Annotated in this window: 15 protein-coding genes and 3 pseudogenes; 3 read left to right on the top strand and 15 right to left on the bottom strand. The window is 61.9% G+C overall.

The genetic code is table 11. The features are described from left to right. Positions 1 to 24: 24 nt before the first annotated feature. The 3 genes from P5W98_RS03035 to ruvX form a co-directional block, all read right to left on the bottom strand. Entirely contained in the window at positions 25 to 1,044 is a 1,020-nt protein-coding gene (locus P5W98_RS03035) for an aspartate carbamoyltransferase catalytic subunit (RefSeq protein ID WP_434718229.1), read from the bottom strand. A gap of 133 nt (positions 1,045 to 1,177) precedes the next feature. Beyond that, entirely contained in the window at positions 1,178 to 1,702 is a 525-nt protein-coding gene (gene pyrR / locus P5W98_RS03030) for a bifunctional pyr operon transcriptional regulator/uracil phosphoribosyltransferase PyrR (RefSeq protein ID WP_434718228.1), read from the bottom strand. Then, entirely contained in the window at positions 1,702 to 2,148 is a 447-nt protein-coding gene (gene ruvX / locus P5W98_RS03025) for a Holliday junction resolvase RuvX (RefSeq protein ID WP_434718227.1), read from the bottom strand. The genes pyrR and ruvX overlap by 1 nt, the downstream gene beginning before the upstream one ends. Before the next feature lie 110 nt (positions 2,149 to 2,258). Between ruvX and P5W98_RS03020 the strand changes: the two genes are divergently transcribed. Then, positions 2,259 to 3,392 carry an RNA-guided endonuclease InsQ/TnpB family protein gene (locus tag P5W98_RS03020; protein WP_434718226.1) on the top strand — a complete coding sequence of 378 codons (1,134 nt, stop codon included), beginning with the start codon at positions 2,259 to 2,261 and terminating at the stop codon, positions 3,390 to 3,392. Between the two features lie 59 nt (positions 3,393 to 3,451). Here the strand turns inward: P5W98_RS03020 and P5W98_RS03015 are convergent, their stop codons facing one another. The 3 genes from P5W98_RS03015 to P5W98_RS03005 all read right to left on the bottom strand — a co-directional run bounded on the left by P5W98_RS03015 (position 3,452) and on the right by P5W98_RS03005 (position 6,121). Then, positions 3,452 to 4,030: a YqgE/AlgH family protein gene (locus P5W98_RS03015; protein ID WP_035526577.1), complete on the bottom strand. Its 579-nt coding sequence runs from the start codon at positions 4,028 to 4,030 to the stop codon at positions 3,452 to 3,454. 174 nt (positions 4,031 to 4,204) lie between these two features. Next, entirely contained in the window at positions 4,205 to 5,746 is a 1,542-nt protein-coding gene (locus tag P5W98_RS03010; protein ID WP_434718225.1) for a hypothetical protein, read from the bottom strand. A 204-nt stretch (positions 5,747 to 5,950) separates the two neighbouring features. Beyond that, entirely contained in the window at positions 5,951 to 6,121 is a 171-nt protein-coding gene (locus P5W98_RS03005) for a rubredoxin (protein WP_008342674.1), read from the bottom strand. Between the two features lie 300 nt (positions 6,122 to 6,421). Between P5W98_RS03005 and P5W98_RS03000 the strand changes: the two genes are divergently transcribed. After that, positions 6,422 to 7,273 carry a hydroxymethylpyrimidine/phosphomethylpyrimidine kinase gene (locus P5W98_RS03000; RefSeq protein ID WP_434718224.1) on the top strand — a complete coding sequence of 284 codons (852 nt, stop codon included), beginning with the start codon at positions 6,422 to 6,424 and terminating at the stop codon, positions 7,271 to 7,273. Positions 7,274 to 7,331: 58 nt separating this feature from the next. Here the strand turns inward: P5W98_RS03000 and P5W98_RS02995 are convergent. From P5W98_RS02995 to P5W98_RS02970, 6 genes and pseudogenes are all read right to left on the bottom strand, one after another. Continuing rightward, positions 7,332 to 8,512 (bottom strand): IS3 family transposase gene (locus P5W98_RS02995; RefSeq protein ID WP_421023114.1). Its coding sequence is split into 2 segments (ribosomal slippage): positions 7,332 to 8,260 and positions 8,260 to 8,512, totalling 1,182 coding nucleotides; the frame shifts between segments, so codons are not numbered across the junction. A gap of 132 nt (positions 8,513 to 8,644) precedes the next feature. Further along, positions 8,645 to 8,848, bottom strand: a pseudogene (locus tag P5W98_RS02990) (IS3 family transposase); the annotation flags it as partial. A 477-nt stretch (positions 8,849 to 9,325) separates the two neighbouring features. Next, positions 9,326 to 10,345, bottom strand: a complete 1,020-nt coding sequence (locus P5W98_RS02985; protein WP_434718223.1) for an IS110 family transposase — start codon at positions 10,343 to 10,345, stop codon at positions 9,326 to 9,328. Between the two features lie 244 nt (positions 10,346 to 10,589). After that, positions 10,590 to 11,000 (bottom strand): annotated as a pseudogene (locus P5W98_RS02980) (TCP-1/cpn60 chaperonin family protein); the annotation flags it as partial. Between the two features lie 521 nt (positions 11,001 to 11,521). Next, on the bottom strand, positions 11,522 to 11,962 hold the full coding sequence (locus tag P5W98_RS02975; protein ID WP_434718222.1) for a HEPN domain-containing protein: 441 nt from the start codon (positions 11,960 to 11,962) through the stop codon (positions 11,522 to 11,524). Next, positions 11,959 to 12,300: a nucleotidyltransferase family protein gene (locus P5W98_RS02970; protein ID WP_434718221.1), complete on the bottom strand. Its 342-nt coding sequence runs from the start codon at positions 12,298 to 12,300 to the stop codon at positions 11,959 to 11,961. The genes P5W98_RS02975 and P5W98_RS02970 overlap by 4 nt, the downstream gene beginning before the upstream one ends. Positions 12,301 to 12,674: 374 nt before the next feature. Between P5W98_RS02970 and P5W98_RS02965 the strand changes: the two are divergent. Beyond that, positions 12,675 to 13,062 (top strand): annotated as a pseudogene (locus P5W98_RS02965) (transposase); the annotation flags it as partial. 128 nt (positions 13,063 to 13,190) lie between these two features. On the opposite strand, the gene groL reads toward P5W98_RS02965, so the two are convergent. The 3 genes from groL to P5W98_RS02950 all read right to left on the bottom strand — a co-directional run bounded on the left by groL (position 13,191) and on the right by P5W98_RS02950 (position 17,029). Further along, positions 13,191 to 14,831 (bottom strand): chaperonin GroEL, encoded by a 1,641-nt coding sequence (gene groL / locus P5W98_RS02960; protein ID WP_421079021.1) that lies wholly within the window; start codon positions 14,829 to 14,831, stop codon positions 13,191 to 13,193. Positions 14,832 to 14,875: 44 nt separating this feature from the next. After that, positions 14,876 to 15,166, bottom strand: a complete 291-nt coding sequence (gene groES, locus P5W98_RS02955; protein WP_028202123.1) for a co-chaperone GroES — start codon at positions 15,164 to 15,166, stop codon at positions 14,876 to 14,878. Positions 15,167 to 15,574: 408 nt separating this feature from the next. Next, the gene (locus tag P5W98_RS02950) at positions 15,575 to 17,029 is read right to left on the bottom strand and encodes a DUF2252 domain-containing protein (RefSeq protein WP_421079020.1); all 1,455 of its coding nucleotides are present in this window, start codon (positions 17,027 to 17,029) and stop codon (positions 15,575 to 15,577) included. Positions 17,030 to 17,041: the final 12 nt, after the last annotated feature.

The following is a 17,041-nucleotide window of genomic DNA, read 5'->3' as shown; positions in this document are numbered from 1 at the left end:
GCCGCCCCTGTTGTTCTCGCCGCTTCAATCGTTGTTACCGGCGACGATGCCCATCACCGCCATGCGCACCGCAATGCCGAAGCTCACCTGGTTGAGGATCACCGACTGCGGGCCGTCCGCGACCTGCGAATCGATTTCGACGCCGCGGTTCATCGGCCCCGGGTGCATCACGATCGCATCGGGCGCGGCGAGCGCGAGCCGCTCGGGCGTCAAGCCCCAGCTCTTGAAGTACTCCTGCGCCGATGGCAGCAGCGCCCCGCTCATGCGCTCGTTCTGCAGGCGCAGCATGATGATGACGTCGACGCCCTTCAAGCCTTCGTCGAGGTTATGGAACACGCGCACGCCCATCTGCTCGAGTCCGCCCGGCAGCAGCGTGCGCGGGCCGATCGCGCGCACTTCGGGCACGCCGAGCGTGGTGAGCGCGTGGATGTCCGAGCGCGCGACGCGCGAATGCAGGATGTCGCCGACGATCGCCACGCGCAGATTCGTGAAGTCGCGCTTGTAATGGCGGATCGTGTACATGTCGAGCAGGCCCTGCGTCGGGTGCGCGTGGCGCCCGTCGCCGGCGTTGATCACGTGCACGTGCGGCGCGCAATGCTCGGCGATCAGGTACGGCGCGCCGCTCGATGCGTGGCGCACGACGAACATGTCGGCGTGCATCGCCGAGAGATTGCCGATGGTGTCGAGCAGCGACTCGCCCTTGCTCGTCGACGAGGCGTTGATGTTCAGGTTGAGCACGTCCGCCGAGAGGCGCTTGGCCGCGATCTCGAAGGTCGTGCGCGTGCGCGTGGAGTTCTCGAAGAACAGGTTGAACACCGACTTGCCGCGCAACAGCGGCACTTTCTTTACGTCGCGGTCGGTAACGCTCACGAACTGCGTGGCGGTGTCGAGAATGTGCGTGAGGATCGCGCGCGGCAGACCCTCGATCGTGAGCAGATGCTTGAGTTCGCCGTTCTTCGTGAGCTGCGGATTGCCCTTCAAGAAGCCATAGCGAAAGCGTTTGTCGTCCGGTGCGGCTGGTGCCGGCGTGGGCTGTGTGTTCATCGCGAAATTCCTGCGCGGGTGTCTGACTGGATCTGGCCGGGTCTCGGCGGATCCGCTGGTATCGGGTTCGGTGATGTTGCCCGAGCGTGGCGGTGCTTAATGGCTTCGCTCAGGCCTCGTTCTGGCAGTGCGGTCAGTGCGCCTCGCGCGGTTCGATGCGCAACGCGAAGCGGCCATCGTCGGCGCGCTCGAGCACGAGCGTCGAGTCCGGGTCCGCCTGCCGCATCTCGCCGCCGGTGAAGCGCGCCGCCACGGGCAACTCGCGCCCGCCGCGGTCGACGAGCACGGCCAGCTCGACCGAAGCGGGCCGGCCATAGTCGTAGAGTTCGTTGAGCGCCGCGCGCACGGTGCGCCCGGTGTGCAGTACGTCGTCGACGAGCAGGATGCGGCGACCTTCCACTTCGAACGGCAGCGCGGTCGGGCTCGCCTGGCTGTGCAGGCCCTTTTTCGCGTAGTCGTCGCGATGCAGCGCGACGTTCACCACGCCCCATTGCGTGGCTCCAACGTCGTGCGCGAGCCGTTCGGCCAGCCATGCGCCGCCGCTATGGATGCCGGCAATCGCCACGCCATCGGCTGCGCCGAACGCGCCGTCCGGGTAAGCCGCGCGAATCTGCTCGAGAACGGCGCGGTACAGCGCCTCAGCGTCAGGTGTATTCATCACAGGAATGATTGAGGCGTGTTTTCGTCGAGGTACTGCTGGAGGATCACACAGGCCGCTTCGGCGTCCACATGCTCCGCGCGCTCGCCGCGTTCGCGCAGGCGCGATTCGGCGTCGACGGAGGAATAGCGCTCGTCCACCCAGACCACGGGCAGATTGAAACGGCCGTTCAGTTGATTGCCAAAGCGTTTGGCCAGCTTCGTCATGACATGCGGCGTGCCGTCGGGATGACACGGCAGGCCCACTACAAGCAGATCGGGCTGCCATTCGCGCAGCAACGCGCTGACGGCTTCGAAGCGATAGTCGATGCTGCGGTTCTGGATCACGGTGAGCGCGCGGGCGCTGCGCGTGAGCGCATTGCCGAGCGCCACGCCGATGCGCTTCTCGCCGTAGTCGAACGCCAGCAAGGTCGCCTCGGCGGCGCCTCGCCCTGCAGCCACGCCCATTAGATTTCGCTCCAAGAAACTCCGTCGTTCCCGACGGGGATTGAAAGGAGCGTGTCCGAAGTCTCCATGGCTGCATCGACTTCACACAAGCGCATGATATCGTGTGAGCCATGGACATCAAACGCGCGTACCGGTTCCGGTTCTATCCGACGCCCGAGCAAGCCGTAGTGCTTGCCCGAACGTTTGGCTGCGCGCGTTTCGCCTACAACTACATGCTTCGACTGCGTACCGACGCCTGGTACCAGCGCCAGGAGCGTATTGGCTACCACGAAACCTCCGCTGCGCTAACAGCACTAAAAAAGACACCAGAACATGCCTGGTTGAATGAAGTAAGTTCGGTTCCGATCCAGCAGGCGCTTCGGCACTTGCAAACGGCGTTCGTCAACTTTTTCGCGAAGCGAGCGAAGTACCCGAATTTCCGCCGCAAGGACGGCGTCCAGTCAGCCGAATATACGACGAGCGCTTTCAGGTGGGACGGCGCGGCACTCAAGCTGGCGAAAATGAACGAGCCGCTGGCAATCCGCTGGTCACGCACGTTGCCGAAGGGCGTAAAGCCGACGACTGTTACCGTGTCCAAAGATACGGCGGGTCGATACCATGTCTCTATCCTTTGCGACGACATGGTGTCGGAGAAGACAAAAGTGACAGGGCAGGTCGGAATCGACCTCGGGCTGACACACTTTGCAACCCTCTCGACTGGAGAAAAGATCAGCGCGCCGAACACGTTCCGCAAGTACGAGAACACGCTCGCCAAGCTGCAACGCAGGCTCGCGAAGAAACAGAAGGGATCGGCTCGCTGCGTAAAGGCGAAGCTGAAGGTTGCAAAGCTGCATGCCAAGGTGGCAGACGCCCGCAGGGACTTCCTGCACAAACTTTCGACCCGGTTGATAAACGAAAACCAAGTGATCGCCATCGAAAGCCTTGCCGTCGGCAACATACAGAAGAACAGCCGCCTGGCGAAGTCGATCAGCGATGCAAGCTGGTCGGAGTTCGTGCGGCAACTGACGTACAAAGCTGAGTGGTACGGACGCATGCTCATCGGCATCGACCGCTGGTATCCGTCAAGCAAGCGGTGCAGCGACTGCGGCCATACGGTGCAGAAAATGCCCCTTGGCGTGCGCACGTGGACATGCTCGGAGTGCGGGTCGATCCACGATCGCGACGTGAATGCCGCTCGTAATGTTTTGGCCGCGGGGCTCGCGGTGTCAGCCCATGGAGAAAGCGTAAATCCCATGTCTCGTTGAGATGATGCTGGGTTGCATTCAGTGAAGTGGGAATCCCCTCCCTTCAGGGAGGGGAGCAGTCAAGCGTGGCCCGCCTCGCCCGAAAGCATCGTCGACGAAATGCCGAGCAGCGCCAGCGCCGCTTCGAAGCGCTCTTCGGCGGGCACGTCGAAAACGATCTTCGGATCGGCTTCGACCGTGAGCCAGCCGTTCTTCGAGATTTCGTCTTCGAGCTGGCCCGCGCCCCAGCCGGCATGGCCGAGCGTGAGCAGGAACTGCTCGGGGCCGGTGCCGCTGGCGACGGCTTCGAGCACGTCCTTCGAGGTGGTCATTTCGAGGCCGCCGGGCACCGACATCGACGAGGTGTAGTTCGTGCCGGTCTTGGGGGCATGCAGGACGAAGCCGCGTTCGGTCTGCACCGGGCCGCCGAAGTAGACGGGCACGTGCAGCAGCGGTTCGATTTCGAGCTTGAGATCGATGCGCGAGAACAGCGCTTCGAGATCGATATCGGTAGGACGGTTGATCACGAGGCCAAGCGCGCCGCGCTCGGAATGATCGCAAAGATAGACCACCGTTCCTGAAAACGTGGGGTCCGCCATGTTGGGCATGGCGATCAGGAACTGGTTGGTCAGATTGATGCGATCGTTACTCTTGGACATGGTTTGAATTCTAGCAAAGACGATACGTAACGGCGGTTGGCCTCAACGCACTTTCCAGCGCTCCGTAGCAATTAGGTGATCACTCTATCACGCGCAGCCGACCCGGCGGCATGGCCGCCGAGGCGTATGTGGACGCACCTGTGCGCCAACGCACGCCGGACAAAGCGATGCGCTTCAACGCGGCGCGAGTTGCGCCGCCGCGCCCGCTTCGCCAACACCACTGGTTGCGCCCGCCGCAATTGCCGCGCCAAGGGCGCGCACCGCCGCGCTCGCATCGGGTTGCGCGACGCCCGCCGCCACCTTGTGCAACATCGCGCGCAGCGCCTCGTTGGCGTGTTCGATCGCCTGCGCGCCCGGTGCTTCCACGGCCACGTAGCCCGACGCTGCTTGCGCCCCCTGCGCCCCCCGCGCCCCGCCAGCCGCCGCGTGCGCGGTGCGCCGCCAGGCAAGGCCGAGCGCGTCGGAGAGCAGGCCCACGTGGCCAAGCCCGAGCGCCCACGCCGCCGCGCCGATGCGATACGCCGCATCCGCCGCTACGAGCGCCGCCGCGCAATCCGCGGGCGCGCCAGCAGGCCGCAGCGAAAGTGCGCGAGACGCGGTGCCTAGCTCCAGCATGGCGGCATCGGCGGTCTGCAGGAAATCTTCGTACGCGTTGCCGTTCACCACGAGCGCGCCCAGCTCGCGCGTGGGCGCCACGCGCGCCGCCAGCGCATCGGCCTGCGCGCTGCCCGCCTCCCACAGCGCCTCGGAGGCCTGGGTGCCCGCGACATGCCAGTCCACGGTCAGGCCATAGTCGAGCAGCAGGTCGACGTCGGCGGTATCTTCCGCGGCGGCGCCAAAGAGCGCGTAATCGCGCCACAGCACCGCAAGCGCCACGCACACGAACGACTGCGGCGCGACGCGCAAGCCGCGCGCCTGCTCGGCGATCAACAGATTGCAACGGGCGTAAAACGAGCGCATGGGGCCATCGCCCCAGATCGTCACGCCGTTGCGCAGCACCCGGGCACAGGCAGACGCGAGACGCCAGAAGTCGTAGACATCGGCGCTCGCGAGTTCCGCGATGCACGCGTCCAACTCGCCGAACGCGGCCTGCGCGAACTGCTCCGCCGCGCGGCTGCCGTTGGCCATGCGCGCCTTCAACGCGGGCAGCAAGGCCGCCTCGTAGCGCGCCCGAATCTGCGCGAGCCGCTGCCCCGGTTGCGCGGCCAGCGTGGCGACCGCAATGGGCCGACCAGACAGCGCGACATCCTCGTAAGCAAGCACGACGCCAGCCCCATGCGAGGCGAGCGCCTCGAACAGCACGCGCTGGCGCGCATACAGCACCGGCGAGCACGCCAGTTCACGCAGATTGTGACGCTCGAGCGCGCCGACCAGATCGATCAGCGCATCGCGAAAGGCCTCGCGAATGTGGCCCTCATCGGCGTTATCGTGATCGTGCGCGAGCCGCGGCGGCATGCCGGGCGGCGGCGGCGCGGGCACCGATGCCGCCAGCGCGAGCGGCGAGGCCAGCAGCAACGTGTCCGCAAAGCGCGCGGCCGCGAACCAGCCCGCGTCGCGCAACGCGCGCGCCGCCTGACGCAGCGGCCGCGCGACATCGCGCTGCTCGTCGAGCGCGGCCAGCGCCTGGGCGAGCGCCGCGTGCGCGAACGGCACATGCCCCCCGCGCGGATTGGGCAAGGCTTCGAAACGGGCAACCGACGTCGTATGAAGGCTCATGAGACAGTGCCTGGAACAGTTGCGATGCGGTGCAAAAAGCGGCGAGCCGACCGGCTGGCCGACTACCACCTCGCGCGAAGACCGGCGGGATCAGGCAAAAAGCGCGGACGCCAACCACGGGCGCCACGGAAAGCCGGCAAAACGTTCGACAACGGTACTAAAAACAGCTGATGAAGACCAGGCCGAAGCCTCGCCCAAGACGCGTCAGATCTGGACCATCTCGAAGTCTTCCTTGCGTGCGCCGCACTCAGGGCAGGTCCAGTTGATGGGAACATCCTCCCAGCGCGTGCCGGGGGCGATGCCTTCGTCTGGCAAACCGGCTTCTTCATCGTAGATCCAGCCGCAGATCAGGCACATCCAGCTTCTATATTCCATTCTTATGCCGCGTCGAAAAGTCCAAAAAGCCGCCGGCGGGCAAGCGCCGCGGACGATCGAAAATTGTCGGAAAAACAGGAGCCATGATGGTACCGTGTTGCCGATTCCATGCCTAGCAACTATGACGGCACCCGACTTCTGCGCCTGGCGTGCTGTCAAGACAATAAAATCCCTCGCAGGCAGCAGGCCATCCGTCCCCCGCAATCGCTTCCAGGCCGCATAATCGAACCATCGGCGCGAGATGGCCGCGCCAGCATCCGCAACACCCACGAGCCAACCCAACACTTCGCGTCAACGTACATGCCCGGCGACACCCCTCCCATCGTCCTTACCTTCGGCCTTTCCGACCCGACCGGCGGCGGCGGCCTGCAAGCCGACCTGCTCACGCTCGCCAGCATGGGCTGCCACGGCGTGAGCGTGCTCACCGGCTACACCGTGCGCGACTCGGCCGGCTGCGACGAAGTCACCGGTCTCGATCCCGAAACCGTCGCGGCCCAGGCACGCATGCTGCTGGAAGACATGCCCGTGTCGGCGTTCAAGGTGGGCGCAGGCACGCGCGCCGAAGTGGTCAGCGCGATCGCCGAAGTGGTGGCCGACTACGACGAGATGCCGCTCGTTGTCGCGCCCGACTTCACCCTCGACGACGAGCACGTGCTTGCCGCCGACGAACTGCGCGAAGTTGTCACCGACCTGCTGGTGCCGCAAACCACCGTGCTCGTTGCTGACGTCTCGGTGCTGCTCGCGCTCGCGCAACCCGACGGCGATGCCGATACGCCCAGCATCGACACCGCGATCTCGCATCTGCTCTCCACGGGCTGCGAATACATTCTCTCGATGGAGACAGGCTCGCACCGCGTGGTGAACACGCTCTACAGCGAAGAGGGCCAGTTGCGCCAGGACTTCTGGGACCGCTCGAACCAGCCGATGATGGGGCTGGCCGACACGCTTGGGTCGGCGATCGCCGCGTTGCTCGCCAACGGGCAAGAGCCGCCCGAGGCGGTCCGCGAGGCGCAGGAATACCTCTATCAGGCAGTGCAGAGCGCATTCAGGCCGGGGATGGGGGCGTGGGTGCCAGACCGGTTTTTCTGGGCGCGGAGTAATGACGCTGAAGACGATGTCGAGGGCGGGGAAGCGTCTCCCGACGACGCCTGATTCCAGGTCGCGCACCGGATGAGGTTCCCTCGGTTTTTCGCCTTCCAGAGGCCCTTGGTTATGCAGCCGCATCCTTGGTCTGCTGAGCTTTGATCCAGTTTTGCAGGAACTGATCCGGCGATATGAAGCCGAGCGACGAATGACGACGACTGCGGTTATAAAACACTTCGATGTATTCGAACAAGTCCGTCATCGCTTCCTGATGGGTACGGTATCGCGTAGCATGCACCCGTTCGTTCTTCAGGCTGTTGAAGAAACTTTCGGTGGGGGCGTTGTCCCAACAATTTCCCTTGCGGCTCATCGAGCAGTGCATGCCGTATTGCGCCAGCTTGCGCTGGAAGTCGTCGCTGGCGTATTGGCTGCCCCTGTCCGAATGAAGCAGCGCGCCGGGCTCGGGCCGGCGTCGAAACCACGCCATCGTCAGCGCGTCCGTCACGATGTCAGCCGTCATGCGCGGCTTGATCGACCAGCCGACGACCTCCCGGTTGAACAGATCCAGCACGATCGCAAGATACAGCCAGCCCTCATCGGTCCAGATGTACGTGATGTCCGACGTAAAGACCTGATTCGGCGCCGTCGGCGTGAAGTTGCGAGCCAGCAGATTTTCTGCAACCGGCAGCTTGTGCTTCGAGTCCGTCGTGACGCGGTAACGGCGCTTGTGACGGGCCCGGATGCCATTGTCGCGCATGAGCCGCTCAACCCGCTCCTTGCTGGCCGGGAAGCCGCGTGCGCGAATCTCCTCGGTCATCCGTGGCGAGCCATAGGCGCCCTTGACCGCAGCATGGATAGACCGGATCAGGGCGAGCAACTGCGCATCTGTGAGCCGCTTGCGCGCGGGCGTGCCGCCGCGCTTCCACGCGCGATAGCCATTCAGACTGACCGAGAGGACCCCGCACAGCGCCGACAGCGGATAGTGCCGGCGATGCGAATCAATCCAGGCGTACTTCACAGGAGGTCCTTCGCGAAGAACGCCGCCGCTTTTTTTGCGATTTCAAGTTCCATCTGCAGACGCTTGTTCTCAGCCCGCAGGCGAGACAGCTCCATCTGCTCTGGCGTGACAACCTTTGCCCCCGCGCCATTGAGCGTGCCTGCCTCATCGGCCTTGACCCAGTTGCGCAGCGACTGGTGTGAAATCCCCAGTTCACGAGCAACGTCCCGCGCGCCTTGCCCGTCCTTCACTCGCTGTACCGCGAGCGTCCTGAACTCCGCGGTGTATGCCTGCTTCGGTATTTTGAACATCGATTCTTTCCTTCCTTCGGGTCGAGTTTACACACGACCTGCTGGAAGGCGAAATTTCAGGGGAAGCTCAGGACGCAAAAACGAAAAAACGCATCGTGAACAACTGACCCCGCAAAGTTGGACAGTTAAAGTTTAGCGAGAACGGAGGGCCTGAGTCCTGTATTGCACGGGACTCAGGCCTTTCAGTTTGAGTTTGATGCGCTCGTGGTTGTAGTAATGGATATAGTCGTCCAACGTGCGGCCCAACTGCGCTACGCATATGAAGCGCTCCAGTCTGAACAACTCGAACTTCAATGTGCCAAAGAAGCTCTCCATCGGGGCGTTGTCCAGACAGTTGGCCGTTCATCCATCGGCTGCCCCGCTAACAAAAACGCGGGCCTCGTGCCCGCGTTTTTCATTCCTTCCACCAGCGCTCGTGACGATCCGGTCGGCTGTACCGGTTGGCGATCTTCTCGATGACCCGGTACAGGCAAACTACCGACCCGACGTTGATAGCCAGCATGATCAAGAATCCCCATGCGCTCATTACCCCTCTATATGAACGCGTCCCGTTTGCAACAGCTCTCTTGTGTTTTGATAGACAGGATGGGCTGCAGCTCTATATCCGGCCTTCTTGCAGCCGGTGTTGCCGCTGCGGGCCCCTATGAAATCCGCTGACTCGCGCCTCATTCTCCTAGCGAGCTCGAAGCTCTTGGGGGAATTCAGGTTTAGCAAGTCCCAGGTCCTACCTGCTCGTCATCACACTCGATAGCTGCGCAACCTTTCGACGTTCACCCTGTGTTAAACGTTGACCTTCTACCTCGCATGACCCGCCTAAGCCGGCTTCACGCTCACGTAGCCTTTCTGATACGGCCGGCCATGGGCAAGCACCGCCCAGATCGTCCGCGCCATCTTGTTGGCCAATGCGACGATCACCACATTCTTTGGCCGCCGTTTCTTCATCTGCTCGACCCATTCACCGGGTTCCTTTGCGTTCTCAATCACGCTACGCGCACCGTGGATCAGCAGTGTGCGGAGATACGTGTCGCCTCGCTTCGATATGCCGTGAAGGTTCACCTTGCCACCTGAACCCGTCTGCTTCGGCACGATGCCAACCCACGCGGCAAACTCCCGCCCAGAACTGAACGCTTTCGGATCACCGATCATTGCAACTGCGGCCGTTGCCGTCAGTAGCCCGACGCCGGGAATCTCGGCAATGGCTTTCACCGAGATGTCTTCCTTCTTCCACTCGCGCATGCGGCGCTCGATCTGCGCCACCTGCTCGTCCAGCTTTGCGAGTCCGTTCCACTGCTCGCGAAGCGTGTCAATGACCACTGCGGGCAGGCGCTCAGCAATCCGCTCAAGTACCAACGGAATCTCCTTGTCCAGCTTGGCCCGGCCCTTGCTCATCACCTCGCCGTATTCCGTCAGCAATCCTCGCAGATTATTGATCTGCATCGTTCGGAACTTGATCAATTGCTGCCTCATACGGTGGAGCCCCAGCATCGCTTGCTGCATCTCGGTTTTTATCGCGACGGACTTGCTTGGCTGCTGCACTGCCAGCCAGATCGCCTTGGCATCCGCCGCGTCGTTCCTGTTACGTATGTTGAACGCCTTCACGAACTCTGCCGGCATCAGCTTCACCTCGTGGCCCATCTTCATCAGTTGCCGGGCCCAGTGGTGCGCTCCACCGCACGCTTCCATCCCGATCACGCAGGGTGCCCGGTTCGCGAAGTGCTCGAGGAACTTTGCCCGCTTGATCGGCTTGTTCACAAGCTCACCCGTTTCCTGATCGACGTAGTGCACCTGGAACACGTTTTTTGCGATGTCCACACCGACTGCTGTACGATTCATCACAGGATCCTCCGGTCGCCTTGGAAAATTCCATATTTTCCACTTTGGGCACATCGATGCCGTTGGCCCGTGAGGATCCACCGTCCTTTGCTCACTCGGTCACGGGGTGGGACGCGTTCATATCAATTCTCCTTATTGGTTTTTTCGAGAAGCGCCGCGTCTCAGTCGCGAAGTATGATAATTAAGCGCTACATAACATAGATGTGTCAATATGTCGGTACGCAAAAAAGCCCGGCGAACCGGGCTCTTCGCCGCCGTTCGTGACGATCTGGCGCAGCGGCTCTTCCATTGCGCGCAGGACGATCTTGATACCTGCGTCCTGGTCTGCATTGGCGCCCTTCACGTTGGCGATTGCCGTGCGTGCGCGGATCAGCGCGACGCCGCCGCCCGGGACGATGCCTTCTTCAACGGCAGCGCGGGTTGCGTGCAGCGCGTCTTCCACGCGTGCCTTCTTTTCCTTCATTTCGACTTCGGTCGCAGCGCCAACCTTGATCACTGCAACGCCGCCTGCCAGATTGGCAACGCGCTCTTGCAGCTTTTCGCGGTCGTAGTCCGAGGTCGCTTCTTCGATTTGCGTGCGGATTTGCTTCACGCGCGCTTCGATGTTCACGGCTTCGCCTGCGCCGTCGATGATCGTCGTGGTTTCCTTGTTCAGCGTGCTAATGCTATGCCCGCGGTGGCGAATCGCCGGTATGCCCCGGATGCTCCTATGCCGGCTCACCGGTCTCGCGACGCTCAACCGGTTTCTTCTGACCAGCGGCTGGCATCACGCTCCTGATCGCGCTGTTCGGCGTGGCAGACATCGGCACGCTCGAGATCAGCGCGCGACCGCGCTATGGCAACGAGATATCGTAGCCGAGCGCGCAGAACCTCAGGATCGACGCTAATCGGATCTACCTGCCGAAGGCGCTGGTGGGCATCGACGATACCCTTTCGCCTGACACGCGACCTAAGTTTGGGCGTTCTACTTCGCTGCGGGCGAACAGCACGAGTGGCTCGACATTGGCTACGGCAAGCCGCTGCCGGGTTCGTCACCGGCATGATTGCGAAAAACATGACCAACGACTTCATGTGGCAAACCACGATGCCTGGGTTCTGGTCGTTCGCAGGCTTGCAAAGCGCTCCCAGCTTCCGGCCACACGGGGCGCTCCCGCGCCGGTTGTTATCCGACGGCAATCAGATATCGAAACTGGGCGTCGATGATGAACCCGGCTCTGTCGGCTTGTTCGTCAAATCCTGCGAGAGAAGCTGACGCACAACACATATGAAATCTTCAGCCTGGCTGACCGCCCAACGCGCCTTGTCGGCCGTAATAGCTTCAACCCCGTAATCCGCGATGCCTCGCAGGCTTTCAACCTGCCGCAACGCCCGACCCGACTCCGGCTGTATCGCCCCGGTGTTCACCAGTTTCAAACCAAATGCTGCGATCAATCCGCTATGCGTTGCAGGCGGTTTGTCCATGACTCCGCTGCCAAGCAGTGCCGCATGGGCCGCATCGAACATGGCGTAGTAAGCCCTGTTGCACGCGCCCTCGTAGCCTTCGGCCTGGAGCAGTACCCGCGCCTCTTCGAGCGCGCGGCTTGCCTTCGCCATGAAATCCTTCTGCGTCTTCGTCACAGGGGAATGCCCTCACGGCGAATGTTTTCAATCAGCACCGGATTGCTGAATAGATCCGGATGCGCCATTTCGTCTTCCCAAAGCGGCAAGGCCCCGACCAGAACGCCGGTCTCGAGCAGCACATCGAACGACGTGCCCGCCATGTCCAGGGCAATATCAGTGCGCTCCCCGTGTTCGCCAAGAAGAATGACGGCGATATCAGCGTCACTCTCTTCAGTGTTGTCGTGCCGAGCACGACTGCCGAAGAGAATGGCTCGACTCACCGGATAACGGTTCGCGATGCGTTTCAGAAACACGTCCGCCGCACGAGCGGTGGCAGGGTCAACAGTCGGATTCACAAGAATTTCCTGTGTCAGGCACCATATATTATGGTGTACATGTACATCAAATCAATCCGCTTTGCTCAATTTCTTGAGCGACTTTTCGAGCGCCGCAACGGCCCAATCGTGACAGGTTCTGGCACGCGAAGTATCTGGATCGCAAGTCCACGACTTCACGGCACTGAGGCTGCACGGGCGACTTGTCTGCTTTGCAATGAGCCTAGCCGCTTCGCCCTGCGACCCGGCGAGTACACATAGCTCACGCATGCGGATGCGGTTGTCTATTGCGACAGGAGGTGATGGCGTGTTCATGTACACCAATATATCACCAGACGATCGCTCCGGCACACCTCACGATAACCATTAAAAGCCCGGGTTTTCAAGCTTTTCGGGTCAGTGTGACATTAACCGGCGCGAACCGTCACGACATCACCCAATCGCTGCTATTGGTCGACGCCATTCCCCGATTCGCGGCACGCGCGGCAGGCCACTTCGCAAGCCTAAGGTCATCTACGGCGATCGCGGCTACGACTCCGACACACATCGCCAGCGCTTGCGTGATCGTGGCATCAGACCAGTGATCGCACGACGTCGAACCGAACATGGCAGCGGTCTGGGCAAATTCCGCTAGGTGGTAGAACGGACTCACTCGTGGCTCCACAACTTCCGGCGTCTTCGTATCCGATTCGATCGTCGTAGCGACATTCACGAGGCATTCCTCAAACTTGCTTGCTTGCTCGCCTGCTGGAAATATTCAAACGAGTCGAGTCGGCTTTTTGAACGAACCTTTTAGGACGAACCGTGCGCACCAAACAAAAAACCCGCCGAAGCGGGTTTTTTGTTTGGAAGGGAAACACGCCTGTCGACGCGTCCCCTGCACTTCAATGCAATCGCGGCGCGAGCCGTTCTTACATGTCCATGCCCATGCCGCCCATGCCGCCGGGCATGCCGCCAGGCATCGGAGCATCTTCCTTCGGCACTTCAGCAACGGCTGCGTCCGTCGTCAGCAGCAGGCCTGCGACCGAAGCTGCGTTTTGCAGCGCGGTGCGCGTGACCTTCGTCGGGTCGACCACGCCGGCTTCAACCATGTCGACGTACTCGCCCGTCGCTGCGTTGTAGCCGTAGTTGCCCTGGCCAGCTGCAACCGCTGCCACGACCACCGAAGCTTCTTCGCCGCCGTTCGTGACGATCTGGCGCAGCGGCTCTTCCATTGCGCGCAGGACGATCTTGATACCTGCGTCCTGGTCTGCGTTGGCGCCCTTCACGTTGGCGATTGCCGTACGTGCACGGATCAGCGCGACGCCGCCGCCCGGGACGATGCCTTCTTCAACGGCAGCGCGGGTTGCGTGCAGCGCGTCTTCCACGCGTGCCTTCTTTTCCTTCATTTCGACTTCGGTCGCAGCGCCAACCTTGATCACTGCAACGCCGCCTGCCAGCTTGGCAACGCGCTCTTGCAGCTTTTCACGGTCGTAGTCCGAGGTCGCTTCTTCGATTTGCGTGCGGATTTGCTTCACGCGCGCTTCGATGTTCGCGGCTTCGCCTGCGCCGTCGATGATCGTCGTGTTTTCCTTGCCCACTTCGATGCGCTTCGCTTGACCGAGTTCGTTCAGCGTTGCCTTTTCGAGCGTGAGGCCGGTTTCTTCAGCGATGACCTGGCCGCCGGTCAGGATCGCGATGTCTTCCAGCATGGCCTTGCGACGGTCGCCAAAGCCCGGAGCCTTCACAGCAACGGTCTTCAGGATGCCGCGGATGTTGTTGACGACCAGCGTGGCCAGTGCCTCGCCTTCGACGTCTTCAGCGATGATCAGCAGCGGACGGCCAGCCTTCGCGACTTGTTCCAGAACCGGCAGCAGGTCACGGATGTTCGAGATCTTCTTGTCGAACAGCAGGACGAACGGGTTTTCCAGAACAGCGACTTGCTTGTCCGGGTTGTTGATGAAGTACGGCGAGAGGTAGCCGCGGTCGAATTGCATGCCTTCGACGACTTCGAGCTCGTCTTGCAGCGACTTGCCGTCTTCGACGGTGATGACGCCTTCCTTGCCGACCTTGTCCATCGCTTCAGCAATACGGTCGCCGATCGACGTGTCGCTGTTTGCCGAGATCGAGCCGACTTGAGCGATTTCCTTGTTGGTCGTGCAGGGCTTGCTGACCTTGCGCAGTTCGTCGATGGCTGCTGCAACGGCCTTGTCGATGCCGCGCTTGAGGTCCATCGGGTTCATGCCCGATGCGACGTACTTCATGCCTTCGCGCACGATCGACTGTGCCAGGACCGTAGCGGTCGTGGTGCCGTCACCGGCGTTATCGCTGGTCTTGGAAGCGACTTCCTTGACCATTTGCGCGCCCATGTTCTGGAGCTTGTCCTTGAGCTCGATTTCCTTGGCGACCGAGACACCATCCTTGGTGACCGTCGGGCCGCCGAACGAGCGCTCGAGGACCACGTTGCGGCCCTTCGGACCCAGCGTGACCTTCACTGCGTTGGCGAGAATGTTCACGCCTTCAACCATCTTGGAACGGGCGGAATCGCCGAACACGACGTCTTTAGCTGCCATCTTCTAACTCCTTGAATTCTTGAGAATTAAGCGGTGGTCTGAACTTACTTGTTCACCACGGCCATGATGTCTTCTTCGCGCATCACGAGCAGTTCGTTGCCGTCGACCTTGACGGTCTGGCCTGCGTACTTGCCGAACAGGACGCGGTCGCCGACCTTCACGTCGAGCGCGATCAGGGCGCCCTTGTCGTCGCGCTTGCCCGGGCCGATGGCCAGGACTTCACCTTGATCCGGCTTTTCTGCCGCTGCGTCCGGGATCACGATGCCCGAAGCGGTCTTGGTTTCTTGATCCAGGCGCTTGACGATCACGCGATCATGCAAAGGACGAAGGTTCATGGATAGATCCTCTATCTTGGTTGGGACTTGAAGAGACAAAACCTGGCTGACGACAACCACCAGCCAGCGATGTTTGGCACCAGAGTTGTTAGCACTCTCATGCGGTGAGTGCTAATTATATGGACGAGGAATGACAAATTCAAGAACGGGCCGGATGGGTTTTTTTCGGGTGCGGGGGCGGCCTAAAAGTGCCAAATTTTGAACCCCGGTGACCTGGATTCGAGTTCGCCGCGCCGGCGCAAGCCGCGCAATACCGGTCATTTTTTCATTAATAAACAATTACTTATCGCGACCGCTCGCTGGACTGTGGATTGTCTGGTGACACCGAGCCCCATGGCGGGCTGCCATGACCCTGAGATCACGCCCCAATTTTAGTCAGCGTCCCAGGGGATTCCCGTAAACATCGACTCACTGACGAATGGCCTGGATCCGCCCCGATTTAACCGCCGCCTTCAAAATCTCCCAGTCGGCTTCATTCCGGTCGGCATAAGCGAGTGCGAATCGTTCGATTGCGTCGTCGAAGGCGCTCGACTTGCCCATATAGCCGCAAAGGAGTGCCGGATCGCCCGCCTTGGCCATCGAATGGGCCAGTGCGTGCGCGCAGGAGACCGCATATTCGCCGAGATCCTCGGCATCGAAGGCGGTGAAATCGAAGGCGCCTTTCATGTCCCGCAACTGGCGCACGTAGAAGTCGTTTCCCGTGTGCCGCATCTTCGACCACCCCAGGAAGATATCGCTCGCCGACTGCAGCAGGCGCTGTCCGTTAACCACCCGCTGGCCGTGATTCGGAAAGCGGCTCGGCGGCACATAACCCTCCAGCACCGAAGCGCGCGCCTCCTTCAATTGAAGGAACAGCGGGGACTCCCCATCGGCCATGAAAAGCGCCTGATAGCATCGCGTCCCGACCGAGCCGATGCCCACGACGCGAATGGCGACATCCACGAGTTCATAGCGGTCGAACAATGCGCGCCGGTCATCGGGCAGCGTCAAGCGGTAGTCGGCAAAAAACCGCCGGACCTGCACCTCGTACTGCTTTTGGTCGTGCGGGCTCGCCAGCGGAACGTGATACACGAGCGGCGGCGCGTCCTTGATGCGCAGCTTGCCGTTGACGATCTCGGTGGCGTGCCCCATCTCGGAACGCGACGACTGCAGCCGCGCCTTCTCGATCACCGCCAGTTCTTTCTGTTTTTCCTCCAGCGTATCGGCAATCGCGAGCATGCTCGCGGCCCTGAACTGGTAGTACCAGACATCGAGCGTATCCATCTCGCCGAACCTGGCGATCTGTTGCCGGAACGTCTCGCACAGCCGCCGCACCACGGCGCGCTGATCGCGCGTCGCCAATCCGCGTTCGCGCGCGGCGATCACGAACGAGGTCGCCAACCTGCGCACATCCCAGTCGAACGGGCCAGGCAGCGTTTCGTCGAAGTCGTTGGGCCCGAACAGGATGCGCCGCTCCGGGCTCGCGAACAGTCCGAAGTTCGCGAGGTGCGCATCGCCGCCTAGCTGCACGGTCACGCCGGAGTTCGGGAGCTTCGAGAGGTCATGGGCCATCAGCGGCGCGGCGCCGCGATAGAACGCAAAGGGATTCGCGACCATGCGTGCGTAGCGAATCGGTATCAGCTCGGGCACCCGGCCCACGTTGGATGCGTCGAGCAACGCGAGCGGATCGCGATCGTCGAGCCTGCACACCGCCAGCTTCGCGCGCGGCGCCTTTTTGCGCGCCGCCTTGCCGTGCCCCATTCGCGACGCCAGCGAGCCGCGCCCGCCAAACAGCATGGACGGATCTTCGAGCGCAGCCGCAACTCCCAGGCCAGCGGGTTCCTTCGCAGGAACATTGCGCTCATCTGCAACGGTTTTAGGCACGCGTCATCCCCT

This window comes from Paraburkholderia sp. A1BS-2L, assembly GCF_051125205.1.
Classification (GTDB): Bacteria; Pseudomonadota; Gammaproteobacteria; order Burkholderiales; family Burkholderiaceae; genus Paraburkholderia.
The sequence above is the reverse complement of the archived record's forward strand: the minus strand, read 5'-3'. Positions and strand labels throughout refer to the sequence as shown.